23 protein-coding genes and 4 pseudogenes are annotated in these 25,900 nt (G+C 72.4%); 16 read left to right on the top strand and 11 right to left on the bottom strand.

Annotated features, from left to right (window positions below; all coding sequences use genetic code 11):
• Positions 1–118 (top strand): integrase core domain-containing protein (locus tag F1615_RS29260; protein WP_149551262.1); only part of this gene is annotated, 118 nt, incomplete at its 5' end.
• Between the two features lie 3 nt (positions 119–121).
• Here F1615_RS29260 and F1615_RS29255 read toward each other — a convergent pair.
• The 4 genes from F1615_RS29255 to F1615_RS29240 form a co-directional block, all read right to left on the bottom strand.
• Positions 122–2,257, bottom strand: coding sequence for a bifunctional serine/threonine-protein kinase/ABC transporter substrate-binding protein (locus F1615_RS29255; protein ID WP_149552067.1), 2,136 nt, complete (start codon positions 2,255–2,257; stop codon positions 122–124).
• A gap of 5 nt (positions 2,258–2,262) precedes the next feature.
• Positions 2,263–3,099 carry a hypothetical protein gene (locus F1615_RS29250; RefSeq protein WP_149552061.1) on the bottom strand — a complete coding sequence of 279 codons (837 nt, stop codon included), beginning with the start codon at positions 3,097–3,099 and terminating at the stop codon, positions 2,263–2,265.
• A gap of 258 nt (positions 3,100–3,357) precedes the next feature.
• Entirely contained in the window at positions 3,358–4,551 is a 1,194-nt protein-coding gene (locus F1615_RS29245) for a serine hydrolase domain-containing protein (RefSeq protein ID WP_149552060.1), read from the bottom strand.
• Positions 4,552–4,737: 186 nt separating this feature from the next.
• Positions 4,738–4,971 (bottom strand): hypothetical protein, encoded by a 234-nt coding sequence (locus tag F1615_RS29240; RefSeq protein ID WP_149552059.1) that lies wholly within the window; start codon positions 4,969–4,971, stop codon positions 4,738–4,740.
• Positions 4,972–5,037: 66 nt separating this feature from the next.
• Between F1615_RS29240 and F1615_RS36550 the strand changes: the two are divergent.
• The 4 genes and pseudogenes from F1615_RS36550 to F1615_RS29220 all read left to right on the top strand — a co-directional run.
• Positions 5,038–5,223, top strand: a pseudogene (locus F1615_RS36550) (ATP-binding protein); the annotation flags it as partial.
• A pseudogene (locus F1615_RS36545) lies at positions 5,223–5,563 on the top strand (response regulator); the annotation flags it as partial. The pseudogenes F1615_RS36550 and F1615_RS36545, both read left to right, overlap by 1 nt.
• Positions 5,564–5,723: 160 nt before the next feature.
• Positions 5,724–6,932 (top strand): DUF2235 domain-containing protein, encoded by a 1,209-nt coding sequence (locus F1615_RS29225; protein ID WP_149552058.1) that lies wholly within the window; start codon positions 5,724–5,726, stop codon positions 6,930–6,932.
• 108 nt (positions 6,933–7,040) lie between these two features.
• The gene (locus F1615_RS29220; protein WP_149552057.1) at positions 7,041–7,541 is read left to right on the top strand and encodes an N-acetyltransferase; all 501 of its coding nucleotides are present in this window, start codon (positions 7,041–7,043) and stop codon (positions 7,539–7,541) included.
• A 291-nt stretch (positions 7,542–7,832) separates the two neighbouring features.
• On the opposite strand, the gene F1615_RS29215 is transcribed toward F1615_RS29220, so the two are convergent.
• On the bottom strand, positions 7,833–8,669 hold the full coding sequence (locus tag F1615_RS29215) for an endonuclease/exonuclease/phosphatase family protein (protein WP_149552056.1): 837 nt from the start codon (positions 8,667–8,669) through the stop codon (positions 7,833–7,835).
• A 41-nt stretch (positions 8,670–8,710) separates the two neighbouring features.
• On the opposite strand from F1615_RS29215, the pseudogene F1615_RS29210 reads away from it, so the two are divergent.
• The 6 genes and pseudogenes from F1615_RS29210 to F1615_RS29185 all read left to right on the top strand — a co-directional run.
• A pseudogene (locus F1615_RS29210) lies at positions 8,711–9,087 on the top strand (chitin-binding protein); the annotation flags it as partial.
• 138 nt (positions 9,088–9,225) lie between these two features.
• On the top strand, positions 9,226–10,125 hold the full coding sequence (locus tag F1615_RS29205) for an NAD-dependent protein deacetylase (protein ID WP_149552055.1): 900 nt from the start codon (positions 9,226–9,228) through the stop codon (positions 10,123–10,125).
• Positions 10,126–10,481: 356 nt separating this feature from the next.
• Complete coding sequence (locus tag F1615_RS29200; protein ID WP_149552054.1) at positions 10,482–11,081, top strand: toxin-antitoxin system, toxin component; 600 nt, start codon at positions 10,482–10,484, stop codon at positions 11,079–11,081.
• A 4-nt stretch (positions 11,082–11,085) separates the two neighbouring features.
• The gene (locus F1615_RS29195) at positions 11,086–12,276 is read left to right on the top strand and encodes an MAB_1171c family putative transporter (protein WP_149552053.1); all 1,191 of its coding nucleotides are present in this window, start codon (positions 11,086–11,088) and stop codon (positions 12,274–12,276) included.
• Entirely contained in the window at positions 12,269–13,690 is a 1,422-nt protein-coding gene (locus F1615_RS29190; protein ID WP_149552052.1) for an NAD(P)/FAD-dependent oxidoreductase, read from the top strand. Before F1615_RS29195 ends, F1615_RS29190 begins: the two co-directional genes overlap by 8 nt.
• 15 nt (positions 13,691–13,705) lie before the next feature.
• Positions 13,706–14,149, top strand: a pseudogene (locus F1615_RS29185) (alkene reductase); the annotation flags it as partial.
• A 62-nt stretch (positions 14,150–14,211) separates the two neighbouring features.
• On the opposite strand, the gene F1615_RS29180 reads toward F1615_RS29185, so the two are convergent.
• Positions 14,212–14,583: a winged helix-turn-helix transcriptional regulator gene (locus tag F1615_RS29180; RefSeq protein ID WP_149552051.1), complete on the bottom strand. Its 372-nt coding sequence runs from the start codon at positions 14,581–14,583 to the stop codon at positions 14,212–14,214.
• A gap of 79 nt (positions 14,584–14,662) precedes the next feature.
• Between F1615_RS29180 and F1615_RS29175 the strand changes: the two genes are divergently transcribed.
• The gene (locus tag F1615_RS29175) at positions 14,663–15,073 is read left to right on the top strand and encodes a RidA family protein (RefSeq protein WP_149552050.1); all 411 of its coding nucleotides are present in this window, start codon (positions 14,663–14,665) and stop codon (positions 15,071–15,073) included.
• A 187-nt stretch (positions 15,074–15,260) separates the two neighbouring features.
• Here F1615_RS29175 and F1615_RS29170 read toward each other — a convergent pair whose 3' ends face one another.
• The 4 genes from F1615_RS29170 to F1615_RS29155 all read right to left on the bottom strand — a co-directional run bounded on the left by F1615_RS29170 (position 15,261) and on the right by F1615_RS29155 (position 20,095).
• Entirely contained in the window at positions 15,261–16,697 is a 1,437-nt protein-coding gene (locus F1615_RS29170) for a GH1 family beta-glucosidase (protein WP_149552049.1), read from the bottom strand.
• 76 nt (positions 16,698–16,773) lie between these two features.
• Positions 16,774–17,688 (bottom strand): carbohydrate ABC transporter permease, encoded by a 915-nt coding sequence (locus tag F1615_RS29165; protein WP_149552048.1) that lies wholly within the window; start codon positions 17,686–17,688, stop codon positions 16,774–16,776.
• Positions 17,689–17,700: 12 nt separating this feature from the next.
• A complete protein-coding gene (locus F1615_RS29160) occupies positions 17,701–18,696 on the bottom strand; it encodes a carbohydrate ABC transporter permease (protein ID WP_149552047.1) in 996 nt (331 codons plus the stop codon).
• Between the two features lie 91 nt (positions 18,697–18,787).
• Complete coding sequence (locus F1615_RS29155) at positions 18,788–20,095, bottom strand: ABC transporter substrate-binding protein (RefSeq protein WP_149552046.1); 1,308 nt, start codon at positions 20,093–20,095, stop codon at positions 18,788–18,790.
• 302 nt (positions 20,096–20,397) lie between these two features.
• On the opposite strand from F1615_RS29155, the gene F1615_RS29150 reads away from it, so the two are divergent.
• A complete protein-coding gene (locus F1615_RS29150) occupies positions 20,398–21,411 on the top strand; it encodes a LacI family DNA-binding transcriptional regulator (RefSeq protein ID WP_149552045.1) in 1,014 nt (337 codons plus the stop codon).
• 198 nt (positions 21,412–21,609) lie between these two features.
• Here the strand turns inward: F1615_RS29150 and F1615_RS29145 are convergent, their stop codons facing one another.
• A complete protein-coding gene (locus tag F1615_RS29145; protein ID WP_149552044.1) occupies positions 21,610–22,479 on the bottom strand; it encodes a GNAT family N-acetyltransferase in 870 nt (289 codons plus the stop codon).
• 230 nt (positions 22,480–22,709) lie between these two features.
• On the opposite strand from F1615_RS29145, the gene F1615_RS29140 reads away from it, so the two are divergent.
• The 3 genes from F1615_RS29140 to F1615_RS29130 all read left to right on the top strand — a co-directional run bounded on the left by F1615_RS29140 (position 22,710) and on the right by F1615_RS29130 (position 25,834).
• The gene (locus F1615_RS29140) at positions 22,710–23,945 is read left to right on the top strand and encodes a glycosyltransferase (protein WP_149552043.1); all 1,236 of its coding nucleotides are present in this window, start codon (positions 22,710–22,712) and stop codon (positions 23,943–23,945) included.
• 309 nt (positions 23,946–24,254) lie between these two features.
• Entirely contained in the window at positions 24,255–24,461 is a 207-nt protein-coding gene (locus tag F1615_RS29135) for a hypothetical protein (protein WP_149552042.1), read from the top strand.
• 104 nt (positions 24,462–24,565) lie between these two features.
• Complete coding sequence (locus tag F1615_RS29130; RefSeq protein WP_149552041.1) at positions 24,566–25,834, top strand: PP2C family protein-serine/threonine phosphatase; 1,269 nt, start codon at positions 24,566–24,568, stop codon at positions 25,832–25,834.
• Positions 25,835–25,900 lie beyond the last annotated feature (66 nt).

Raw genomic sequence — 25,900 nt, 5'->3', positions numbered from 1 at the left:
ACGACAGGCCGCGTTTCCCGACTGGCTGGACTGGTACAACTACCACCGACCCCACACCGGCATCGACGGCCACACACCCGCCAGCCGCGTCACCAACCTGTCGGAACAACACACCTAGCCCTCACACCTTGCGAGGGTCGCTGCCGAGGAAGCGGAAACGGCCGTGGGTCACCCGGTAGAAGAAGACGCCCGTGCCCACGTAGCCGCCGTTCTCCGGCTCGAAGGCATAGTCCTTCGACACCCCTTGGTGCGTCGTCCTGCGCACCACGGGCACCAGGTCGTGCCGGGTCGGCCGGGGCCGGTCGAGGCTTCGCAGGCAGGAGGCGATCAACCGCACCCCGTCGTACGCCTCGGCGGCGAAGGGCGGCGGATCGGTCCGGTAACGCGCGCGGAAGGCCCGGGCGAAGCCGCGCGCCGACGAAGCGGCCAGCGGGTCGGTGGCCGTGGACACCACGAGCCAGCCCTCGGCGGCGGCTCCGGCCTGCGCGAGGAAACGGGAGTCGTGGGCCGCCTGGCTGGCGATCCGGGGCCCCCGGTAGCCGGCCGCCGTCAGAGCGCGGGCGAAGCCGGCCAGGCCCTCGGCCTCACCGCCGTAGACCACGGCGCCGGGTGACCTGGCGACCACGGTCCGGACCCGGGCGCCGGTGTCCCGGCCGCCCGCGGGAACGGTCTGCGGCATGACGTCGACCCTGCCCGTGCCCCGCAGCCCTTCGGCGAACAGCCGGGTCACCTGCCGTCCGTACTCGCTCTCGTCGTCGACGAGAGCGATGTCGTCGAGACCGTGCAGCCCGAGGTACTGCCCGACCGGATACATCTGCATGGCGTTGCTGGGCCTCGCACACAGGAAGATCCGGTTCATGTGGCGGATGTCGCCGTCGAGCACGCTCAGGAGGGTCAGCCCGGCCTCGTCGTACGCGTCGAGCGTGGCTCCGGCGGCGTCCGTGCCCGTCGCGCCGATCACGGCGACGATCCGCCCGTCCGCGGCGAGACGGCGTGCGGCCGACTCCGCCCTCGCCGCGTCGCCCCGGTCGTCGGCAACGGTCAGGGCCAGGGCGAACGGGTTGTCGTCGCGGGCGTTGTGCTCCGCGACGGCGAGCCGGACTCCTTGCTCGTGGGCCTTGCCCGCATGGCGTTCCGGACCGCTCAGATCGGCCTGGAGCCCGAGGCGCAGCACCGGCTTGGCTGCCTCGCCCCGCCGGCCGCCGGTCTCGTCGTCGCGGCCGATCAGCCACGCGGTGGATCCCGCGGCGGCGAGTGCCGCGGCCCCCGAGGCGAAGAAGAGCATCCGCCGTCTGCCCGGCGGTCTCGGGCCCCCCTCGCCGTCCGGGCCGCCGGAGGACTCGGCCGGCGCCGGACCGTCCACGCGGGTCGCGTCGATCTCCGGCAGCGCCAGCATCCGGGCGGAGCGCTCGGCGATGAGATGCGTGACGGAGGAAGGCAGCCAGCCCCGTTCCGTGTCGTCCTCCACGCAGGCGGCCCGCACTTCCGCGGCCGTGGGCCGCTCGCCCGGCTTCTTGGCCAGGCACGCCTCGACGACCGGCCGCAGCTGCGCGGGAACGCCGTCGAGCCGCGCCGGGTCGTGCACGGTCCTGAACAGCATGGCCTCGACGGGCCCGCTGCCGAAGGGCCGGGTCCCGGTCGCCGCGTAGGCGAGCACGCAGCCGAGTGAGAAGACGTCGCTGGGCGGCCCGGTGGGGCGGCCCTGTGCCTGTTCCGGCGACAGGAAGCCGGGAGATCCGATCACCACGTCGGCGGCGGTGAGTACGGTGTCGTCCAGGGCACGGGCGATGCCGAAATCGATGAGGCGGGGGCCGTCCGACGCGAGCAGGACGTTGCCGGGCTTGACGTCCCGGTGCACCATTCCCGCGGTGTGGACCGCGTCCAGCGCTTCGGCGAGCATCCCGCCCAGCACGCGTGTGCTCCGGGCCGGCAGCGGGCCGGTCGCCCCGACCGCGTCGGCCAGCGACGGCCCGGGCACGAACGCGGTCGCGAGCCACGGCGCGGCGGCCTCGGTGTCGGCGTCGACGACCGGAACGGCGTACCGCGTGCGTACCCGGCGGGCGATGGCCACCTCGCGCCGGAACCGGGCACGGAACGAGGCGTCGTCCGCGTACTCGGCCCGGATCAGCTTGACGGCGACGAGCGTGCCCCCCGCCGACCGGCCGAGCAGCACCACGCCCATGCCGCCGGCGCCGAGCCGGCCCAGTACCCGGTAACCGGCGATGCGCGCCGGGTCTCCCGGCCCGAGCGGTTCCAGCTGACTCACTTCAGTCCCAGCTCCACCCGGTACAGCATCTTCGCTCCGGCCTCGGCGGCCAGACGTATCAGGTCGTCGGTGGTGTGACCCCTGGCGCCCTTGACGGAGACGGCCGTGGTGACGGGCCCGATGCGGGACTTGCTCCACACGTAGCCCTGGGGACCGCCGGAGGAGGGACCCGAATAGGTGCCGGCCTCGAAGAGCGTGGCGTCGGCGTTCTTCACGTCCTTGGGGTCGATGTGCATCGACATCAGCCCCTCAAGCTTCTGCCCGCCGCCGAGATCCTGCACGGGGCAGCGGAAGCTCTCCTGGACGGTGTCCTTCAACTCCCTCTCGGCGCCCGCCTCGTCCCGGTGCACGGTGATGGTCACCGATCCGTGGACGCGTCCCTTGCCGTCCTTGGCCGGCAGGTCGATGCGGCGGTTGTAGCTGTCGAGCACCCCCTCGGGCAGGTGCCCGCGCGTCCAGACGCAGGTGTCGGGCAGCCTCGGCCAGGTACCCGCCGTCTCGTACGGCTCGTGCCGGACCATACCCGGTGTCCAGTCGGTGGGCGCGAGCGAGACACTGCGGGTGAAGGCGCGCGCCTGGGCCGCCGTTCTCGGGACCCGCTCGGGGTCGGGGGTGAAGTTCCACGCGTCGGGCAGGGCACCGACGGTGCTCGACGCCGACGGTGCGGCGGAGCCGCTCGGTGAGGGCACCCCGTTGCCCTTCACCCGGCTGTTCCGCTCCCCCTCGCCGCCGCCGCAGCCCGCGAGCAGCACGGCTGCCGTCGCCGCGACCGCGGTGACGGCAGCACGCCCGGGCCGGGCGGCGGGCGGCAATGCCCGGAAGACAGTGAACATCGGTCGTTCCCCCGTTGGTCGTACGCGTCCGTCGCCCGTGCTCGTTTCACGGACGAACGCAGTGGTCGTCCCATCCATGATGGCGACACGACAATAAGGGGAGCGGCGGTTCCCCGCCACGGACGTCTCCGTCCACCGCCGGCCCGTCCAAGCCGCTCGCCGTCGCCCGCGGCACCGCGCCGGACGTCTGCTTCGCGGGCCGTCGGCGTCAGGGAGGTCCCGCCCGGGACGAGGGCGGGACCGGCGGCCGGCGATGCGCTACTGGGGTTCACCGGCGCACAGTTGACGGTCTATGAGTGTGTTGGTGACGTGCATGGTGCCCAGGTCGGGGGCGGAGCCGTCGCCCGTCGCCTCCACGACGACGACGTGACGGCCGTCCTCGCTGAAACCGTTGCGGGTCATGTAGCCGGGGATGTCCCCGGCGTGGCTGTAGTAGCTCCCGCCACAGGTGAGGTCGACCTGCATCAGGCCCAGCCCGTAACGTGCTCCGGGCCAGACGTCGTCGAGTTCACCGGCCCGTACCGTCGTCTTCATCGCGGCCAGCTCGGCGGGCTCGAGCAGCCCGCCCCTCATGAGCGCCGAGTAAAACCTGGAGAGGTCGCCGGTGGTGCTGATCATGCCGCCGGCCGCGCCGGCTCCGCTCGGGTTGAAGGCGGTGACGTCGATCGTCCGGCCGCCGCCGAAGGCGGAGTAACCCCTCAGGTGCCGGCGGGGCATGCCCGGATACGTGACCGGCGCGTAGGTGTCGTGCAGGCCCAGCGGCCGGATGATGCGGCGCGTCACCTCACGCTGCCAGCTGCGTCCGGTCGTCCGCTCGATGATCATTCCCGCGAGGGTGTAGTTGGTGTTGGAGTACTCCCACTTGGTGCCGGGTTCGGAGTTCGGCGCGTGCCGCATCGCCAGCGCCACGAGCTGGGCGTCCGTCCAGGTGTCGAAACGCCCGGCCCGGAACGCGGCGGCGTCGGTGAGCACGGGGAAGTCGGCGGTGTAGTTGAACAGTCCGCTGGTGTGGTTCAGCAGCTGCCGGACGGTGATCCTGCTGCCGTCGTTGCCGTTGCCGGACACCACCCCCGGCAGCAGGTCCTCGACCGTGTCGTCCAGTGAGAGGCGTCCCTCGCCGACCAGTTGGAGCACGACGGTGGCCACGAAGGTCTTGGTGGCGCTGGCGATGCGGAACGTGTCACCGGGGTGTGCGGCGCGGCCCGTCCGCCGGTCGGCGACCCCGGCGGTGGCGTGACGGGAACCCCGCGGGCCGGTCGACCGGGCGATCACGCCCACGGTGCCCGTCCGCTGGATCGCGTTCGTCTGCTGCCGCAGTGAGTCCCCGGCCGGCTTCGTCGCGCCGATCGCCGGCGTCGTCAAGCCGAGGCCGGCGAGCGCGGTGACCAACGTGGTGGTCACGACGCTCCGGCTGATCGGGCGTCGGGTTCGGGGCTTGGTCACAGTCGCCATGGCCGTCCGGCTCCTCGGGAGTTGGGGGTGCACCGTCGATCCGGTGTGTCCATCAACGTAGGGAGAAGCCCCCGGCCCGCACGATGGGGCGGGCAGGTGGGTCCGGGGTGCAGCCTGCACCACCACGTACCGGCCGCTCCCGCCGGTACGGGACCGCCGGCGGCGCACGACCGGCTGGTGCGGTGCTCATCGGCCGCTGCGCAGACGCAGTACGACGAGCAGGGTGGCGCACACGGCGGTGACCACTCCCGCGGCCAGGTGCACGCCGACACCGGTCCCGGTGTACGAGGCCACCGTGTTGCCGACCACGCTGATGACGAGGACCACCCGGGGCAGGGTGTGGCCCACTCCCCCGCCACCGCCCGGGGCCGTGCCGCGGCGGGAGGCCGGCGGGAGGTGGGAGGGGTCCGTGTGCGTCACGACGACAGCTCCGGCGGCCGGCCCGGGCACGGTGCGAGGGAGTTCTTCGGGGAGACCGTCGTCGGTTCCGTGTCCGCCGCGCTGGACTTCGTGGTGGCCGAGGGCCTCACCAACATCGCCAAGCACAGCGGTGCCACCCGGGCCACCGTCACCGTGCGCGGCCGGGGCGGCCGGCTCCTGCTGCGCGTCGAGGACGACGGCGGGGGCGGTGCCGACGAGGCGGGCGGTTCCGGCCTGGCCGGGACGACCCGTTGCTGCGCGAGGGACTGGCCCTGCTGCTGCGCGCCGAGTCGCTGGACGTGGTCGCGAAGGTGGGCACCGCCGACGAGACGTCCTCGACGCCATCGACACCCACCGGCCCGACGTCGCCATCCTCGACGTGCCGATGCCGCCCACCCACACCGACGAGGGCATCCGCGCCGCCGTCGAGGCCCGTCGCCGCCACCCCGGACTCGCCGTCCTGGGGCTGTCCGCCTACGTCGAGCAGAGCTTCGCCACCGATCTGCTCACCGGCGGGGTCGGCGGCCTCGGCCATCTGCTCAAGGAGCGGGTCGGACGGGCTGCCGAACTCCGGGCTCCTCTCGGGCACGTTCCTCCTCCAGCCTGCCGTCACCGGCGGCCCCGACCTGTGTGCGGGACCAGAGCAGTGACCTCCGGGGCCACCGTGGAGCGCCCTCCCGTTCGCGCGGCGGGCCGGACGGTGCCACGCTGGAAGTGGCGCTGCGGGCCGCTCCGCTCTCCCGGGAGGGATCATGGCCAAGCGTCTCGTCGTCTGCTGCGACGGCACCTGGAACTTCGCGGATCAGCCGAGCAGGACCAACGTCGCCAAGGTCGCCCTGTCCGTGGCCCCGTGGACCGCCGCCGGGAAGGAGCAGCGCGTCCACTACCACAGCGGTGTCGGCACCCACCGGTGGGATCGGCTGCGCGGCGGAGCGTTCGGCGTGGGGCTGTCCCGGAACATCGTGGACACCTACCGGTTCCTCGTCGAGGCGTACGAGCCCGACGACGAGCTGTTCCTGTTCGGCTTCAGCCGCGGCGCGTTCACCGCCCGCAGCCTGGCCGGGCTGATCCGCAACAGTGGCATCCTGCGCAGGGACCACGCCGACCGGATCCCGCAGGCATGGGCTCTGTACCGTGACCGGATCGAGCAACCGAACGGTGCGGCGGCCACGTTGTTCCGGCGCTCCTACGCGCGGGAGACGGAGATCGCGTTCATCGGCGTGTGGGACACGGTCGGGGCCCTGGGCATCCCGGTCCCGGGCGCGGCGTGGCTGCGGCCGGCGGCGCACCGGGTCAACCGGCGCTGGGCGTTCCACAACACCGAGCTGAGCAGCTGGGTCCGCGCGGCCTTCCACGCGCTGGCCGTCGACGAGCAGCGCTCCGCGTTCCGGCCGACGCTGTGGCACCGGCAGCCCGGTGCGGCGGCGCAGGGACAGGAGCTGAAGCAGGTGTGGTTCGCCGGGGTCCACAGTGACGTCGGCGGCGGGTACGCGGAGACGGGGCTGTCCGACATCACGCTGCTGTGGATGGCCGACCACGCCCGCCGGCACGGGCTGGAGTTCGACGCCGACGCGCTCAGCCCGGAGGGGCCACGGGTGATGAGGCCCGAGGAGTGCGCCGACTTCCGCGTGCGGCCGGACGGTTCGGGCCCCGTCCACGTCTCACGGACGGGCGTGTACCGACTGTCCGGGCCGCTGCACCGGCGACTCGGGGAGGCGGCGAACGACCACGGAGAGCCCGACGGCAACGAGTTCCTGGCGGTGCCGGCCAAGGAGCGCCACGACCGGGACCCCGGCTACCGGCCACCGGAGCTGGAGCGCTATCTGGGCAGGCAGGACCGGGTCCGGCTGGATCCCGTCCTGCTGCCGGGCATCGCCGCGGGCCTGCCGCCCATGCCTCCGGCCACGTCCGGTCCGGGAGCGGCGGCGGACCGCCACGGGGGCCTCCACCGGGCCGGGTGAGGCGGTGGGCCGGGTGACGGGCGGCCGGCAGCACGGGTGCGGCCACAGCACGCCGGCGGCCGCATATCCCTTTGCGCGGCGTTCTTCCGGCATGGTTGGCTCACGCCCATGACCTGGCTGCCCCGTGACTTCGTCCATCCCCTCCACGTCGGCATACCCGACGGCGGGGGCCACCGGCTGCGCCCGATCAGCGGTGCGGACGCGCCGCTCGACTATCCGACGGTGATGGGATCGCGGGAGCGGCTGTGGTCGATCTTCGGTCCCGCGTGGGGCTGGCCGTCGGCCACGATGTCGTACGAGGCGAACCTCGCCGATCTGGAGCGGCACGCCGCGGAGATCGAAGCCCATCAATCGTTCAACTACACGGTCGAGAACGCGGAGGGCACCGCCCTGCGCGGATGCGTCTACATCGACCCGCCGGAGAAGCGGGGGGCCGACGCCGAGATCTCCTGGTGGGTGGTCGACGACGAGGTGGGCGGCGCGCTCGAGCGGGCGCTGGACGCTTTCGTTCCGCGCTGGATCGCCGAGGACTGGCCCTTCGAACGGCCGCGCTTCATCGGCCGGGACGTCACCTGGGACGAGTGGATGAAACTGCCGGACCATCCGTGAGGCCGACCGGTGCGGCCGAGCTGAGCGCCTCCGTGCCGGTCGCGGCACCCGGGGCCTCGCGGAACAATGGAGCGAGGTCCCTTGCCGAGCACCGGTCCGGGGACTGTCCAGAGGAGGGAGACGCGCATGTCCTCGAAGAGGCGCCGGAAGAAGAAGGCGCGCCGCGGCCACCCGGCCAACCACGGTAAACGGCCCCAGTCCTGAGACTCCGGCCCGCGCGCGGACCGACGTGGCGGGTCCGGAGCCGGGCCGGTGGCGCTCCGGCGTCCCGGCGGCCGCCTCGGGCGCCCCTCACACCGGCTCCAGGTCGGTGTGGAGCATGTGGTGGTCCGAGTACGGGGTGGGCCGCACGTGGTGCTCGAGCGGGGTGAAGCCGCGCAGGAAGACGTAGTCGAACTTGGTGTGCCAGTCGGTGGTCGGCGCGCAGGTGCCGGCGGGCGAGGGCCGGCACTCGGGGTCCGTGTCCTCGGCCAGCGCCCACAGGGGAGTGAGTTCGGGGGCGTCCGGCACGGCGTTGAAGTCGCCGAGGACGACGGCGCGGTCGTGCCGGGCGACCTGCGCGGCGAGCACGGCGGCCTGGTCCGCGCGGACCGTCTCCTGGCGCCGTTGGGCGAAGTGCGTGTTGAAGACCCGGACGGACCGGTCGCCCACCGTGGTGGTGACCGCCATGTATCCCCGGTCCTCGGATCCCCCGTCGGGGTATTCCACGCTGATGCGGTCTTCCATCGGTGCCGCCGAGAGGATCGCCTGCCCGAAGGCCCCCGGATTCCACGGCGCTCCCCCGCAGCGGCCCCAGTTCTGGAGAACCGTCCCGTACTCGACGTGGTAGACCAGCCCGTAGATGTTCTCCAGGTGGTCCCGGATCCTCTCCACGTCCCGCACGCACGCTTCCTGCAGGCCGATGACCTGCGGCGCGTAGGTGGCGATCTCCGCCGCCCGGTCGACGTCGCTCGTCCCGCAGGGGTTGCAGATGTTCCATGTCATGACCCGGTTCGGTACGACCTCCCTGGCGGCCTCGGCGGGCAGCGGCCTGGCGAAGGGGACTCCACCGGGCGCACTGGGGCCGAGGAGCACCGCGCAGGCGACGATCACCGTGCCCACGAGCAACCGTGGACCCCGTCCGAACACCGCTGCCTCCTCGAGGTCGATACCCGTGACCTCGGACGCCTCCGGTGTCCGAGGTCTCTCCGCACGAGACTATGGGACGGCCGTTGCCGGGCACACACGCGTGTGCCCGGCCGACGGTCTCCTGCGGAGACATCGGCCACGAACCGCAGAGTGTCGAAGGACCCAAGGGCCTGACCACGTGCAGCGGCGGGAACAGCCGCTTCGCCGAACCGGACGACGACGGCAAGGGCTGGGCGTCTACGTCGGCGGTCGGCGCATCGCGCTGTTCGGCGACGGCGGGGCCAGGCCGGGTGAAGTGGTGAACCACCACATCGACTTCGGTGGTCCCACCGGACAGCAGAAGGTGCTCGCCGTCCGGAACGTGGCGGACACCACCAACGCCTGCTACGCCCGCATCGACGTACGCGTCGGCGGCTGACCCCGCACCGGGGCGAGGACCGGGAGCGGGCGGGCCGCCCGCCCCCGGGACCGCGGCACGCCGTGTGCCGTCGGCGGTACGGGCGGAGGAACACCGGCGTGTTCCCGGGCTCGGCGGTCGGTTCCGTACCCTTGCGACATGCGCATGCGCCCCACTCTGAGCTGGACCCCCGCCGAGGACCTTCCGCCGGGCACCACGGACCCGGAGCGGGTCACCGACGCGCTGGGCACCGGCGGTGTGCTGGTGCTCAGCGGGGCGGGCATCTCCACGGAGTCCGGTATCCCCGACTACCGGGGCGCGGGCGGGAGCCTCAGCCGGCACACCCCGATGACCTACCAGGACTTCACCGCGAGCGCCGACGCCCGGCGCCGGTACTGGGCGCGCAGCCACCTCGGCTGGCGCACCTTCGGCCGTGCCCTGCCCAACGCCGGGCACCGGGCGGTGGCCGCGTTCGGACGGCACGGTCTGCTCTCGGGAGTGATCACGCAGAACGTCGACGGTCTGCACCAGGCCGCCGGCAGCGAGGGCGTCGTGGAACTTCACGGAGGCCTGGACCGGGTCGTCTGCCTCTCCTGCGGCGCCCGCAGCCCGCGCGGCGAACTCGCGGCGCGGCTGGAGGAGGCCAACGCGGGCTTCGGGCCCGTGGCCGCGGACATCAACCCCGACGGCGACGCCGACCTCACCGACGAGCAGGTGGGGGACTTCCGCGTGGTGCCCTGCGCCCTCTGCGGCGGCGTCCTCAAACCCGACGTGGTGTTCTTCGGTGAGAACGTGCCGCCGCACCGGGTCGAGCACTGCCGCACGCTGGTCCGTGAGGCGTCCTCGCTGCTGGTCCTCGGCTCCTCGCTGACGGTGATGTCCGGGCTGCGTTTCGTCCGTCAGGCGGCCGAGGCCGGCAAACCGGTGCTGATCATCAACCGGGACCCCACCCGGGGCGACCGGCACGCCCTCACCCGTGTGGCGCTCCCGCTGGGAGCGGCCCTCACCACCGTGGCCGCCCGGCTGGGCGTTCCGCTCGACGGCCGGGCGGCGGCCTGAACGCGTTGAGCGGGGGGCTCGCGTGCCGGCGAGTATCACGGGCTCGCCCGCGCGTGCCCGGTGGTTCAACGAGCGCTCCGGGCCCGGAAATGATCGTTGAGAAGTGCCACCGGGGACGCTTAGGCTGCGAGGCGCACGGCAACTGCCGGTCCTCGACGTCAGGAGCCCCTCGGTGGAGCCACCCGCGCACCTCGCCGAGCGACAGCGGCAGGGCCCACGCCGGCCGGCAGGTGCGGACACGACGACGTCCGCGGCACCACCCCGCGCCACGCTCGTGACCTGCCGCCGGAGTGTCGGGCCGTGCTCAACGCGATGTTGAACGCGCTGCTGGAGCTCGACGACCGGGAAGAGGACCGATGAGTACGGGAACACGGGCGATGCGGAAGCTGAGCGCCCAACTGGTGAGCGGCTTACGGCCGCTCACCGCAGAGACCGAGGTGGTCCCCGCCCTGAGCCGGGCCCTGAGCCTGGTGCGGGGCCGGCCCGTGCGTCTTCGCGAGGCGGCGTTCCCGCCGGCGACAGCCAGCGGTGTGTGGGTGGACCGGACCGACCACGACCTGATCGTCTACGAGGAGAACACCGGCCCCGAGCACCAGGTCGTGATCATCGGCCACGAGGCCTGGCACATGTTCGCGGGCCACGGCGGCGATCACGGCGCCGCCGCGGCCCGTGCCGCGGGCACGGAGGCGATGGAGGAGCTGGCCGCCTTCGTGGCCGCCGTCGCCGGAGCGGCGCGGACCGGCCCTTCACCCGTCCGGCACATGGACGCGGGGCTCCACTTCGCCGCGCGCACCGACGGCCATGAGCTCCGGGAGGAACTGGAGGCGGAACACTTCGGTTTCCGCTTCGCCACGGCTGTCCGGGCCGCCCTCGACGAGGCACGGGCCGCCGAGGACCCCCGGAACCTCACGGGGCGGATCCAGGCGTCCATGGCGCACCGTTTCCGGCCGGTCTGATCGCATGACGGCCGAGCCGAGCAGCGTCGGGTTCTACGTCTACGGGATCATGCTCCTGCTCGTCTGTGCCATGAAGTTCCCCGCCATGCTCCGAAGACGCCACGACACACTGTTGCGCGCCGCCTGCCTCCTGTTGTTCGCCGCCGGCTGCCTGATGCTCTTCGCCGCACCCGCGTCCATCACCGCCCTCAACCGGCTCACCGGGATCACCAACTTCGCCGCACCCGTCGTCTACGCGACGACGACCGCCTTCTCCGGTGCGAGCCTGCTGCTGATGGTGAACTGGAGGCCGGCGCCCCCCGAGCGGACCCGGCGGGTGTCCCGTCTCTGCGTGACGGTCTACGGGCTCGCGATCCTCGCCATCGCCGTCCTGTTCTGGGCCGGGACGACACCCACGGAGCAGCCCACGCTGTTCGACGCCCACTACGCCACCACGCCCTTCATCCGGGAGATGATCGTCACCTACCTGGTCGCGCAGGGAGTGGCCATGGCGATCGCGAGCGCACTGTGCCTGCGCTGGTCCGGGGAGGTCCGCGGTTCCTTACGGGTGGGCCTGCGCATCCTCGCTCCCGCCTACCTCCTCATCGTGTGCTACGTGATGCTGAGACTGACCGCGGTCACCGCCCGGTGGACCGGCCACGACCTGGACTTCCTGGTGGACCGGGTCTCTCCCCTGCTCTCCGCACCCGCGTGCGTTCTCGGTGCCCTCGGCTTCTTCGTCCCGCTCGCCGGGCCGCGCGTGGCGCAGACCGCGCGTGCCGTGCGGGAACTGTGGCGACTGGCGCCACTCTGGCGGGTCCTCGATGACGTCCCCACGCCCGGTGCGATCCGTGCTCCCCTGCCCTGGTGGCGCACGCCCCCCGCGGTGCTGCTGACCGGACGGAGAACGGCTCTGTACGACGCCCTCCTCGCCCTGACGCCGCACTACGACCCCGCTGTGCGCGAGGCGGCACTCCGCACGGCACTGCGCAACGGGGACGACGAGGCCCGGGCGGCGGTCGTCGCGGATGCGGCGATGGTCCTCGTCGCCCGTGAGAGGCAACGCGCCGGGCCCGGGCGGCCGGCCCCGCCGACGGGGACGGCGGCCCCTTGGACCCGGGATCTGACCGCTCTGTCCCGGTCGCTCGCCTCGTCCGTCGTCCATGACCTGCGTGACCACTGTGCGCCCCCGCAGAAAGCAGCCCACCATGAGTGAATCCCCGCGCCGCGCTCCCGTCCGTGCCGTCGTCATCGGGGGCAGCATCGCCGGAATGCTCGCCGCGGCGGCCGTCAAGGAGCACGTCGACTCCGTCGAGATCGTCGAGGCCCACGAACTGCCCGAGGGCCCCGGGCCGCGCACCGGGGTACCCCAGGCCGTGCACATCCACTTCCTGCAGTCCGGTGGTGCCGAGGCCATCGAGACGCTGCTGCCCGGCACGACCGGCCTGCTCCTGGCCGCGGGCGCCCATCGCGTACCGGTGACCAGCAACATGGTCATCTACTCGCCCGAGGGCTGGTACCGCCGCTGGAAACGCGCCACCCACTACGTGATCACGGCGAGCCGGGACCTGACCGACTCCGTCGTCCGCGGACAGGTCCTCAAGGACCACCGGGTCGGCGTGCGCACCCACACCAGGGCCGTCGCCCTCCTCGGCGGCCGCCGACGCGTCACGGGCGTGCGGGTGCGCGGCGTTGACGGTACGGAGAGGGAACTGCGTGCGGACCTCGTCGTCGACGCGTCCGGCCGTGCCTCCCGCATGCCGCAGTGGCTCGCGGAGTTGGGGATCACCGGTCTCACGGAAGACCACGTCGACTCCGGTCTCGCCTATGCCAGTCGCTTCTTCCGTGCCCCGGTCCCGACCGCCGACTGGCCGGTCGTCGGAGTGCAGGCCGACCCGCGCCTGCCCCGGCCGGCCAACGCCGGGGGGATCCTGCCGGTCGAAGGGGACCGCTGGCACGTCAGCCTGATGGGCGCCCCGGGCGCTCATCCCACCGGTGACCCGGACGCCTTCGAGGCCTATGCGCGCACGCTGCGCCACCCCGTCATGGCGGATCTCCTCAAGCACGCCGAACCGCTCACCGACGTCAGCGTCACGCACAGCACCGCCAACCGGCGTCACCACTACGAGCGGCTGACCCCGTGGCCGGAGGGCCTGGTGGTGCTGGGGGACTCCGTCGCGGCCTTCAACCCGCTCTACGGACAGGGCATGTCGGCAGCCGCCCAGGGTGCCGTCGCACTGCGCGACGTGTACGCGGCGGGCCCGGCCCCGGGCCTCGCCCGCCGCGCTCAGCGCGCCATCGGCACGTGCGTCGACACCGCGTGGACCCTGGCGGTGGGAACGGACATCCACTTCCCGACGACCACGGGCAGGACCCCGACCGTCGCCGATCGTCTGCTGCACCGCTACGTCAGCCGTCTGTCACGCACCGCGACGGGCTCGTTCCACGCCGCCACGGCCCTGACCGACGTCCTGGCCCTCCAGGCCGCGCCCACCTCGCTGGTCAGGCCCGGCGTGTTGCTGACGGCCCTCGTCGGGCCGCTGCGTCCCCGGCCCGACCGCCCTCAGTTCACGCCGGCCGAACGCGGGCTCCTGCGGGAACTGGAAGAGGCGGACGGGTCTGCCCGGTAGACGGACCTCCGCAGGATGCGGAGCGGTTCGGCGCGGTCACCGGGCGGCACCGGTGCCGGTGACGTCTTCACCCCGTCCGGCCGCGGCCCGCGCCGAAACCGCGCGCCCTGGACACGGCCGAAGTGCCCGGGCACGCCCGGTCGTACACTGACGCCGCGCGCCGTGCCGTCGACGCCGGCTTCGACGGCATCGAACCGCACGGCGCCAACGGCCACCTCATCGCGCAGTTCCTGTCGTCCGACGCCGACCTGCGCACGGACCGCTGCGGAGGCTCCCCGGCGGGCCGGGTCCGGTTCGCGGTCGAGGCGGTGTCCGCCACGGTCGAGGCCATCGGCGCGGACAGGACCGGCATCCGCCCGTCTCCGGGCAGGACCTTTCCGGGGAACGCGGGAGACCGACGTGCCCGAGCGGTACGCCACGCTCCTCGCCGAGTTGGCCCGGCTCGAGGTGGCCTACGTCCGCCGCGGCCTGACGGTCCGCCGGGACGCGCGACCGGGGCGGGGCGGCGTGCGTACGCGCGCTCATGCGAGGTCGAAGGCGCGACGCGCGCGTTCCACCTCGGGCATGTGGGTCGCGACCCACTCCAGGAGCACCTCGACCGGCTGCCGCATGGTCTTGCCCAGGGGGGTGATCCGGTACTCGACGGCGACGGGGCGGGAACTGAGGAGCACACGCTCCACGATGCCGTTGCGTTCGAGCCGGCGCAGCGTCGCGGTGAGCGACTTCTGGGTCACCGCGGGGATCGCGCGGCGCAGGTCGTTGAAGCGGCAGGGCCGTTCGCAGAGTTCGTTGAGGACGCTCAGCGACCACTTGTCCAGCACCTGGTCGAGGAACTCCCGGTGGGGGTGCTCGATCCTGAGCTCGCCGTCGCGGCTGTCCGTAGTACCCGGCACGATACCTGGTCTCCTTGAAGTGTCCTTCGTCTACCAGGTAGCAAAGGTATACCGCTTTGGTCGAAGTGAGGAGACCTCCATGTCCGTCCGTCGTTTCACACCCGAAGGCATGATGCAGCCCACCCCGTACGAGCATGTCGCCGTGGGCACCGGCACGCGCCACGTGCATGTCAGCGGCCAGGTCGCCCGGTCGGCGGACGGGTCTCCCGTCGCCCCGGGCGACCTCGCCGGGCAGGTCGCCCACGCACTGCGGAACACCGCGAAGGGCCTCGCGGGGGCGGGTGCGTCGTTCGACGACGTCCTGCGGCTGACGTTCTACGTCACCCACTGGGCCCCCGAGAAGATCGACGCGTTCATGGCGGGGGTCGGGCAGGTGGCGGAGGAGATCGGGCTGACGGTGCCTCTTCCGCCCTCCTCGCTGATCGGGGTCGACCATCTCTTCGAGCCCGATGTCCTGGTCGAGGTGGAGGCGACCGCGATCCTCGACTGAGTCCGTCCCCGGCGCCGGCGCGGTTTGCCTTCTCTTTGCAACCCGCGTCGGCGCCGCCTCGTCTCTCCGCACGGTCCATGACCCGGCCCGCCGGGTCTCCGTGCGGGCGGACCGGATGCCGGAAAGGAGCCCGCCTCCGCGTCCCGCGCGTACGCGGAGCGGAGGCGGGCTCGTGGGGCGGCGCCGGTCAGGCGCCGGGCAGGACCCCGCTCCGGGCCACCTCGGAGTACCAGCGCGCGCTGGCCTTGGGGATGCGCGTGCCGGTCGGGTAGTCGACGTAGACGGTGCCGAAGCGCTTGCTGTAGCCGTGCGCCCACTCGAAGTTGTCCAGCAGCGACCACAGGAAGTACCCGCGCACGTCCGCGCCGTCCACGATGGCCCGGTGCACGGCGGCCAGGTGGTCGCGCACGTAGGCGATCCGGGCGGGGTCGTTGACCCGGCCGGCGGGGTCGGCGTAGTCGTCGAACGCCGCGCCGTTCTCGGTGATGACCAGCGGCAGCCTCGGGAAGTCGGAGGACAGCCGGCGCAGCAGGTCGTACAGGCCGGTGGGGTCGACGGCCCAGCCCATGGCGGTGGTCTCGCCGGGCGGCTGGTGGAAGGCGACCCGGTCGGCGCCCGGCCAGGGGCTGTGGGCACTCCTGCCGTGCCCGTCGGAGGTGTGGGTGCCGCCGCCGTCGGCCTCGGAGACGAGGGTGGGCGTGTAGTAGTTGACGCCGAGGAAGTCCAGCGGCTGGTGGATTCGCGTGAGGTCGCCGTCGCGTACGAAGGACCAGTCGGTCAGCTCGGCGGTGTCCTTGAGCAGGTCCTCCGGGTAGGCGCCCCGCAGCATCGGGCCGGTGAAGACCCGGTTGGCGAGGGCGTCGATCCGGCGGGCCGCGTCCGTGTCGGCGTCGGTGCCGGTGAGCGGGCGGACGTGGTGGATGTTGAGGGTGACCGAGCACTGGGCGGCCGCGGGGAGGCGGTCGCGCAGTGCCTGGACGGCCAGGCCGTGGCCCAGATTGAGGTGGTGGGCGGCGCGCAGGGCGGCGACCGGGTCGGTGCGGCCGGGGGCGTGCACCCCGGAGCCGTAGCCGAGGAAGGCGCTGCACCAGGGCTCGTTGAGCGTGGTCCAGGTCCGTACCCGGTCGCCCAGGGCGTCCGCGGCGAGGGCCGCGTACTCGGCGAACCGCTCGGCCGTCGCGCGCTCGGGCCAGCCTCCGGCGTCCTCCAGCTCCTGGGGCAGGTCCCAGTGGTAGAGGGTGGCGACGGGCTGGATGCCCTTGTCCAGCAGCTCGTCGGCCAGGCGCCGGTAGAAGTCCAGGCCCTTCTGGACCGCGGGGCCGCGGCCGGTGGGCTGGATCCGGGGCCAGGCCAGCGAGAAGCGGTAGGCGCCCAGGCCGAGTTCGGCCATGAGGGCGACGTCCTCGCGCCAGCGGTGGTAGTGGTCGGTGGCGATGTCACCGGTGTCGCCGTTGCGGACCCGGCCGGGGGTGCGGGCGTAGGTGTCCCAGATGGACGGCGTGCGGCCGTCCTCGGTGGCGGCTCCCTCGATCTGGTAGGAGGCGGTGGCAGAGCCCCAGAGGAAGCCCTTGGGGAAGGTACGGGCGGCGTCCGGGGCGGACGCGGTCTGCTGTGCGGTGACCACGTAAGTCCTTTCGGAGTAAGGGAATTCGCAGGCACGTGCCTGGTGGGGGCCGGTGTGCGGGGCCGGGCGCGGCGGGTCAGCCCTTGACGGCGCCGGCCATGATGCCGCTGACGATCTGGCGGCCGAAGACGACGAACATCGCCAGCAGCGGCAGCGTGCCGAGCAGCGCGCCCGCCATGATCAGCGACTGGTCGCGGACATACCCCGCGCTGAGCTGGGTGAGGGCGACGGGGACCGTCGGGTTGGTCATGTCGAGCACCACGAACGGCCAGAAGAAGTCGTTCCACGCGTGCACGAACGTGATCATGAACAGGACCGCCATGGCGGGCCGCGCGACGGGCAGCACGATGCTCCAGAAGATGCGCAGCGAGTGCGCCCCGTCCACCCGTCCCGCCTCGACGAGTTCGTCCGGCAGCGCCTCGGACAGGTACTGCCGCATGAAGAACACGCCGACCGCGCTCACCAGCGTGGGGAAGATGACGGCGGGCAGCTGCTGCGACCAGCCCAGTTCGGACATCATCATGAACAGCGGTACGACGCCGAGCTGTGGCGGCACCAGCATGGTGCCGATCACCAGCATGAGCAGCGCGTTACGGCCCTTGAACCGGAGTTTGGCGAAGGCGAATCCGGCGAGCGTCGCGAACATCACCGTGGACAGGGCGATCACCCCGGCCACGATCAGACTGTTGATCATGGCCTTGCCCATGGCCGCCTCGTCCCAGGCACGGGCGAGGTTGCTGAACAGGTTCGGGCCGGGCAGGAAGGGCGGTGGTGTCTGGCTGACACGCGTGTTGTCGGTGGAGGCCGCCACCATCGTCCAGTACAGCGGGAAGATGGACAGCACCGCCATGATCACGAGCAGGACGTAGGCGAGCGGGCCGGCGTGGTGCTGGCGGCCGGCGCGCTGGCGCAGCAGCCGGCGGCCGGCCGGCTTCCGGGCGGGTGTGCGGTCCGGGGCGTCCGTCCGGACCGGGAGGCTGTGGATGGTCATGACGACTCCAGGTCAGGACGTACGGGAACGCAGCCGCTTGATCACGCGCTGCGCCACGAAGGCGAGGACGAGCAGCAGGAACATCGCCCAGGCGACGGTGGCCGAGCGGCCCATCTGGTAGTTCTTCCAGCCCTCCTCGTACAGCAGCAGGCCCAGCGTCTGGTACTGGTTGTCCGCGCCGCCGGTGATGCCGTTGGGCCCCTGGCCGAAGATCAGCGGTTCGCCGAACAGCTGGGTGGCGCCGATCGTGGAGAGCACGATGGTGAAGACGATGGTGGAACGGATCCCCGGGACGGTGACGTGGGTGAACTGCTTCCACCGGGAGGCCCCGTCGAGGGAGGCCGCCTCGTACCGGTCGGCGGGGATGGCCTGCATGGCGGCCAGGTAGAGCAGGGCGTTGTAGCCGGTCCAGCGCCAGATGACGATGGTGGAGATCGCGACCTGGGCGGGCCACTTGTCGGCCTCCCAGTCCACCGGGTCGATGCCGACGGCGCCGAGCGCCCAGTTGATCATGCCGAAGTCACGCTCGAAGATCATGGTGAAGACGAGCGCGGCGGCGGCGACCGAGGTGGCGTACGGGACCAGCGAGGCGACGCGGAAGAACAGCGAGGCGCGCATACGGTAGTTGAGCAGGTGCGCCAGGCCGAGGGCCATGAGCAGCTGAGGCACCGTGGAGATGACGCCGATGGTGACGGTGTTCCGCAGCGCGTTCCAGAACCGCGAGTCGCCCCAGAGCTCGACGTAGTTGTCGAACGCCACCCACTCCATGACGTCGAGGGTGGCCAGTTCCACGTCGTGCAGGGAGATCCACGAGGTGTAGACGAGGGGGTAGAAGCTGAACGCGGCGAAGACGATGAAGAACGGCGCGATGAAGGCGAACGGCGCGCCCTTGACGTCCAGACGGTGCAGCAGCGCGCCGCGCCGTCGGGCTGTTCCCTCGTCTCCGCTCCTGCGGGGCATGCCTGGCGGTTCCTCGCCGGCCAGGGCCTTGGTGGTGGAGGTGGCCACCGGACTTCCTTCCTGAGAGCGGATGTGTGAGCCGGGCCGGGCCCGTCGGCGGACTGCGGGCGGGCCCGGGACGACCGCGGGGACGGCAGGGTCAGCCGACGGCCTTCTCGATGCGCTCCATGGTGGTGCTCCACGCCTTGTCACGAGCGGTGCCCTGCTCGACCAGCGCCAGGCCCTGCGAGAAGGTGTCCTTGATCGTGCCGTCCTTGCGGCCGAGGACCTGCTTGTCCGGGATCTCCTTCGCGGCGGCACCGAAGATCTCGCCGATCGGCGCGTCGCTGAAGTACTCCGACTTGGCGCCCTTCACGTCGGGGGACTCCAGCGCCTTCTCGGAGGAGGGGATGTTGCCGATCTCCTTGAAGATGTGGGCCTGCTGCTCCGGCGCGGTCAGCCAGGCGACCAGCTTCTGCGCCTCCTCCTTCACCGGGCTCTTCTCGATCACGCCGAGGAAGGAACCGCCCCAGTTGGCTCCCTTGGGTGCCCTGGCGACGTCCCACTTGCCCTTGTTCGCGTCGCCGGCCTTCTCGCTGATGTGGCTGAGCATCCAGGCCGGGCACACGGCGGTCGCGAACGTGCCGTTGGCCAGGCCCGGGTCCCAGCCCGGCTGGAACTGGCGCAGCTTGGCCGTCAGACCCTCCTCCGCCGCGTCCGACGACAGCCCCCAGGCCTCCTTGACGACCGGGTTCTCGTCGTGGATCAGCTCGCCCTTCTCGTCGTAGTACTGCTCGGAGTGGCCGTAGACCATGGCGTTGAACAGGCCGCTGGCCGAGTCCATGTACGCCACGTCACCGCCCTTGAAGTCCTTCTTGAAGGAGCGGCCCACCTCGACGTACTTGCTCCAGTCGCCCTCCCACAGCTTCCCGACCTCGTCGCGGTCGGTGGGCAGGCCGGCCTTCTCGAAGTAGTCCTTGCGGTAGCAGACGGCCATCGGGCCGATGTCGGTGCCCAGGCCCAGCACCTTGCCGTCGGCGGTGCTGACCTGGGACTGCTTCCAGGGCAGGAAGTGGTCGGTGCCCGCCGTGCCGGCGAAGTCCGCGAACTTGTCCGACTGGGTCTCGGTGATCTCCTTGGCCCGGCCGATCTCGATGCCCTGGATGTCCTTCAGACCGTTGCCGGCGGCGAGCCTGGTCTGCAGCGCGGTGTAGTACGTCTGCTCGTCACCGGCGATCTCCGCCTTGATGTCGACGTCGGGGTTCTCCTTCTCGTACTGCTCGAGGAGTCCCGTCTCCTTGATGCCCATCACGCCGAACAGGCCCATCGTGATGGTGACCTTGCCGTCCTTCTTGCCACCGCCGGTGGCCGAATCACCGCCACCGCCGCAACCGGCGACCAGCGCCAGCGCACCGACGGCCGCGGCTGTCGCCACCGCCCTCGTGCGCAACGAACCGAGAGTGCCCATGGATCTCCTCCTAGCGACGGCGCTGACACATCGAAGTGACGAGTTCTGCGATGACTACAGCGGCTCTGATAGAAGTGGGAACGTGCCCACTCAAGGGTGGGCACGTTCCCACCGCGCCTCGAAGACTCCTGGCTCATGGACGGATCTGTCAATAACTTGAAAACAACTCGTCATCACGAACCGAGCACGGCGCCCGGTGGCCCGTCCCGCGGCGGTGCGGTGCCGCCGACGGCGTCTGCAAGAATTGCCGCTGGTCATCTCCGCGGCGGACAACGCCGCCGCGGCCGCCGAGGGGGGAGTACATGAGCGGCAACCGCCGTCCCACGATCAAAACGGTCGCCGCCCGCGCCGGGGTGGGCCGCACCACGGTCTCCCGCGTCGTCAACGGTTCCGAACTCGTCAGTGCCGACGCGCGGGCCAGGGTCCTGGCCGCGATCAAGGAACTGAACTACGTCCCCAACTCGGTCGCCCGCGGTCTGGTGACCAACCGCACCAACGCCGTGGCCCTGGTGATCCCGGAATCGGAGAGCAGGCTCGGTTCGGAGCCGTTCTTCGCCGCGCTGATCCGCGGTGTCAGCGGCGCTCTCGCCGAGAGCCGGACGCAGCTGCAGCTCATGCTGGTGCGGGACCAGGCCGAGCGGGACCAGCTCACCGAATCGGTGGCGACGCGCCGCGTGGACGGCGTCCTGCTGGTCTCCGTCCACGCCGAGGACCGGCTGCCCGGCATGCTGGAGGAGATGGGCCTGCCCACCGTGCTCGCCGGCCGCCGTGACGCGGGCGAGCAGCTGAGCTACGTCAACTCCGACAACGCCGGAGGGGCCGCCCAGGCGGTCCGGCACCTGCTGGACCGCGGCAGGAAGAGGATCGCCACGATCACCGGTCCGCAGGACATGGACGTCGGCCGCAGCCGGCTCGCCGGATGGCGCGCCGCCCATGAGGAGGCGGGTGTGCCGGCCGCCGAACTGCTGGTGGAGGCAGGCGACTTCACGGAGGAAAGCGGCAGCCGCGCCATGCGTTCGCTTCTTGAACGCGCACCGGACCTGGACGCCGTCTTCGCCGCCTCCGACCTCATGGCGGTCGGCGCGCTGGCCGAGTTGCGCCAGCGGAAGCGGCGAGTACCCGGTGATGTCGCGGTGGTCGGGTTCGAGGACTCCGTTCTCGCGCGCCACACCAATCCGCCACTGACGACGGTGCGTCAGCCGGTGGAGGAACTGGGCCGCACGATGGCCCGGATCCTCACCGGCATCACCCTGAACGGCGCGCCCCGGCAGCAGTTGACGCTGCCTACGGAGCTGGTCGTGCGCGAGTCGTCGTAGAGCCGACGCGTCGGCAGCCTGCGGCCCGGCGCCGGCCCGTCCTCCACCGGCGGCCGGGCGGTACGCGGTGTCAGCGTCTGCATGTCCGCCTGGGCCGCCGGGCCCGCCGTTCGCACTGGGCCGGCATCCGGCGTGCCCGCACGGAGCCGGTGGCCCGGGGTCGGCGGTGTCGCGGCCGGGGCGTCCGACGGGCCGGCCTCAAGGGGTGGCGTACGTGAAGTCGTGGACGGTCCAGTCGGCGATCGGGACGTAACCGACGCGCCGGTAGAGGGCGTTGCTGGTGGGGTTGGCCGCGTTCGTGAAGAGCACGACCTCCTCGGCTCCCGCGGCCAGTGCGGCCCGGCTCACCTCGACCGTCACGGCGGCCGCGTAGCCGCGGCCGCGCAGGTGTGCGGGGGTGTAGACGGGGTCGATCCGGGCCTGGCCCCCGACCATCGGGTTCACGCCCGCCATGGAGACGGGCGTGCCGTCCGGGGTCTCCCAGAACGTGTAGCTCTTCTCGGCGAAGCGTGTCGAGGCCCAGGAGCCGGCGTCGATGGTGACGGCTTCCCCGACGTCCGCGGCGAACTCACGGCACCAGCGCATGAGGTGCTCTCGCTCCCCCTCGCCCACGAGCCGGCCCCTGCCCGCCGGTTCCGGCTCCGGCGGGGTGAGCGTGCCCAGGCGGTGGAGTCGGAGCCCGACGCGGAACGTCGACGTGGCGCCCGTGTGCCGCCGCCAGGCCTCGGCGAAGGCGGTGGCGGTGCCGTGATCCGCCGTGACGTAGGGAAGTGAGTGCCCGAGGCCCGCCAGGTGGGCGGCGAGGCCGTCGGCCTGCTCGGGGGTGAGCGGAGTGACGCTCAGGCCGCGGGACGGGAGCCGGTAGAAGGTGGCGCGGACCTCGCCGGCCTGCTCCAGCCGGCCGAAGACCGGTGCCGGTACACCGTCTGCGGCCGTGGTGAGGGTGCGCAGCTTCTCGGTCACGGACAGCGCCATGGTGTGCATGGCCGGGCGCGAGCGCAGGAAGTCCCCGGCCCGGGCGAGGAATTCCTCGACGTCTTCGGTGAGGTGCCAGCCGTCCGAGCGCATGCTTCATGATCCCTGATGGACCCGGCCCCGGGGAAGGTGGCCTCCGGCCGATACGCCGCCGTGGATGCCGGCGCGGGGAGTCCGCGGAGGGGCGGCATGAGGAAAGGCAAGGAGTCCGCGCTCCTCGCCACACTCAACGTATAGCGCACCGGGGGGCTTGCGGCAAGGCCCGGGTCGTACCGCAGAATCGGCGGCCGAACGCCATGACCTGCAAGAACGGGAGACGCGGAGTGCGAGTACTGCTGACGACATGGGGATCGCGCGGAGACGTCGAACCGCTGGCGGGACTGGCGGTGGCGCTGCGGGAGCTCGGCGTCGAGGCGCGGGTGTGCGCGCCACCGGACGAGGAGTTCGTGACTCTGCTGGCGCGTGCGGGTGTGCCCCTGGTGCCGCTCGGCCCGACGGTGCGCTCGGTGGTGGCCGGTGGCAGGCCGCCGACGGCGCGGGACGCGTTCCGGCTCGCCCCGGAGCTGGTCGCCGCGCGGTTCGGCACCCTCGCGGCGGCGGCCGACGGGTGCGGGGCGCTGCTGGCGACCGGTCTGCTGCCGGCCGGCGCCCGTGACGTGGCCGAGAAGCTCGGCATCCCGTACGTGTTCGCGTGCTTCCACACCGTCGGCCTGCCGTCGCGGCACGTCGCGCCGGGTGCGCGGCCGGGCACACCGTCCCCGCGGGACGAGACCGACAACCGGGTGCTGTGGGAACAGGACGCCCTGAGGGTGAACGCGCTGTACGGGGAGGCGCTCAACAGGCATCGGGCGGCGATCGGCCTGCCGCCCGTGGACAACGTCCGCGACCACGTGCTCACCGGCCGGCCGTGGCTGGCGGCGGACGCGACGCTGTGCCCCTCGCAGGGCATGACGGACCTCGACATCGTGCAGACCGGGCCGTGGTTCCTGCCCGACGAGCGTCCACTCCCGGACGAGCTCGAGGCGTTCCTGGAGGCCGGCGCACCGCCGGTGTACGTGGGCTTCGGCAGCATGGCCGCGCACGCCCCCGAGGGCATCGCACGGGTGGCCGTCGAGGCCGGACGTGCGCAGGGCCGCCGCGTACTCCTCGCCCGCGGCTGGGCGGACCTGGCCCCGGTCGACGACGCCGACGACTGCTTCGTCACCGGCGAGGTGAACCAGCAGGCACTGTTCCGGCGGGTCGCCGCCGTCGTGCACCACGGCGGGGCGGGGACCACGACGGCGGCCGCCCGCGCCGGTGCCCCTCAGGTGGTGGTCCCCCGGATCGCGGACCAGCCGTACTGGGGCGCCCGGGTGGCCGGGCTGGGGATCGGCTCGGTTCACCACGGGCCGGAGCCGACCCGCGACTCCCTGTCCGCCGCGCTCACGGCGGCCCTGGATCCCGCGGTCCGCAGGCGGGCGCGGGCCGTGGCCGGGGCCGTCCGCACCGACGGGGCGGCGGTGGCCGCGCGACTGCTGCTCGACACGGCCGTCCGGGCGAGGCCGTCCGCATCCCGGTGAACCGCGCGCCGCCGGGCGGTGCGAGGTGCCTCCCGCTCGGGTCGCGTCCCGGCGTTCCCGGCCGGGTGGGGCCCTCACCCTGCCTGATCCCGGCAGTCGGAGGGCCCCGAAGGTTGCCGACCTGCGGACCCGTCGTGGGGCGGCCGGCCTGCGTAGGGTGCGCGGCTGTGTGCCGGGAACCCCCGGTCGGCGTCCCGTCCCTCCCGGAAGCCCTCGGAGGCCCTCGTGGACCGCTCGCACGAGGGGGGACGCCGCACCGTGGTGTCCCCGCGCACACGGCCGTATCCCCCTCACCCGGAATGACCCGCCATGCCGTCCCACCACGAGTCCCTTGAGCCCTCTCCCCCGCCGCAGGACCTGATCGACGAGGTCGTCGTCCGCTTCGACGCCTACGCACGGGCCCGAGGCGCTCGCGACAGCCTCTTCCCGGCAGCGCACACCTCCCCACGCCAGGAGCAACGGGCCTTCGACGATCTGCAGGCCGCGATCACACGTCTGCGCAACAGCACCGGCTGAGCACACCCCGGACCGCCGTTCACCTCGCTCCGGCCGCGCCGGGCCGGGGACCGGGCGCATAGTCGAAGGTGGGAGTAAGCAGGCGACGGACCGGGAGAGCGCACGTGAGCACATCGGGGATCGACTACCGGGCGGTGTTCACCGCGACGCCCAGCCCTTTGCTGCTGCTGGACCCCGACCTGATGGTCGTCGAGGTCAACGATGCCTACCTCCAGGTGACGGGCCGGACGAGGGAGGACCTCGTCGGCCGGTTCCTCTTCGAGGCCCACCCCGACAATCCCTCGGATCCGGCCGCCGACGGCGTGGCCAACCTGACCGCCTCCCTGCAGCGGGTCCTGAGCTCGAAGAAGCCGGACACGATGGCGGTGCAGAGGTACGACCTCGCTCTTCCGGAGCGGCCCGGGGTGTTCCGGTCCAGGTGGTGGTCCCCCCTCAACACACCCGTCCTCGGCCCGGACGGAGAGGTGCGGTGGATCATCCACCGGGTGGTGGACATGACCGAGTTCATGCTCGCCCGTCCCTCCCGCTCGTCCCGTCCCTCCCCTCCTCCCGGTACGGAGTCGGCGGACGCGCACAGGGAACGGGAGGCGCTGGAGGCCGAGCTGTTCACCCGGGCGCAGGACCTGCAGCGTCTCAACGAGGAGCTCCGCGAGGCCCATGACCGGGAGCGCCGGACCGCCCTCACCCTGCAGGAGGCCATGCTGCACTCCCCGGACCTGGCCGGGCACCGTGAGATCGCCGTGCGCTACATGCCCGCCACCCGGTCCCTCAACGTCTGCGGCGACTGGTACGACGTGGTCGACCTGCCCGACGGCCAATTCACCGTCGCGGTCGGCGACGTGGTCGGCCACGGTCTGGAGGCCGCCGCCGTGATGGGCATGCTGCGCAGCGCCCTGTCCGCCGCCATCCGTGCCGTCCCCGAACCCGGCAGGGCGATGGACGTCCTCAGCGGGTACGCGCGGACGTTCGAGAGCGCCCTGGCGACGACCGCGGCGAAGGCCGTCGTCGACGTCGGCCACCGCACCATCACCTACACCTGCGCGGGTCATCTCCCGCCGGTCCTGTGCCGCCTTGAGGGCACCGTCGACCTGCTCGACCAGGCCACCGACCCGCCCCTGGGGGTCCTGACCGACGAGACGTCCCGCCCGCAGGCAACGGTGCCCTACGCGCCGGGTGACACCCTCGTGCTGTACACGGACGGTCTCGTCGAACGCCGCGGCGAGGACATCGACGCGGGGTTGCTCCGCCTCAGCGACACCCTGGCCCGCCACGCCCGGATGGACCCCGACGACCTGGCCGACACCCTGCTCACGCGCCTGGGCGTGGCCCACGGCGGACGCGACGACATCGCCCTGATCGTCGTCCGTCTGTAGGGCTCCCCCGGCTGTAGGGCTCCCCCGGACCACGCGGTCGCCGCGGCCGCGCGGCTCGGGCGGTCG

The organism is Streptomyces marokkonensis (genome assembly GCF_008312835.1).
GTDB classification, from domain to species: domain Bacteria; phylum Actinomycetota; class Actinomycetes; order Streptomycetales; family Streptomycetaceae; genus Streptomyces; species Streptomyces marokkonensis_A.
The sequence above is the reverse complement of the archived record's forward strand: the minus strand, read 5'-3'. Positions and strand labels throughout refer to the sequence as shown.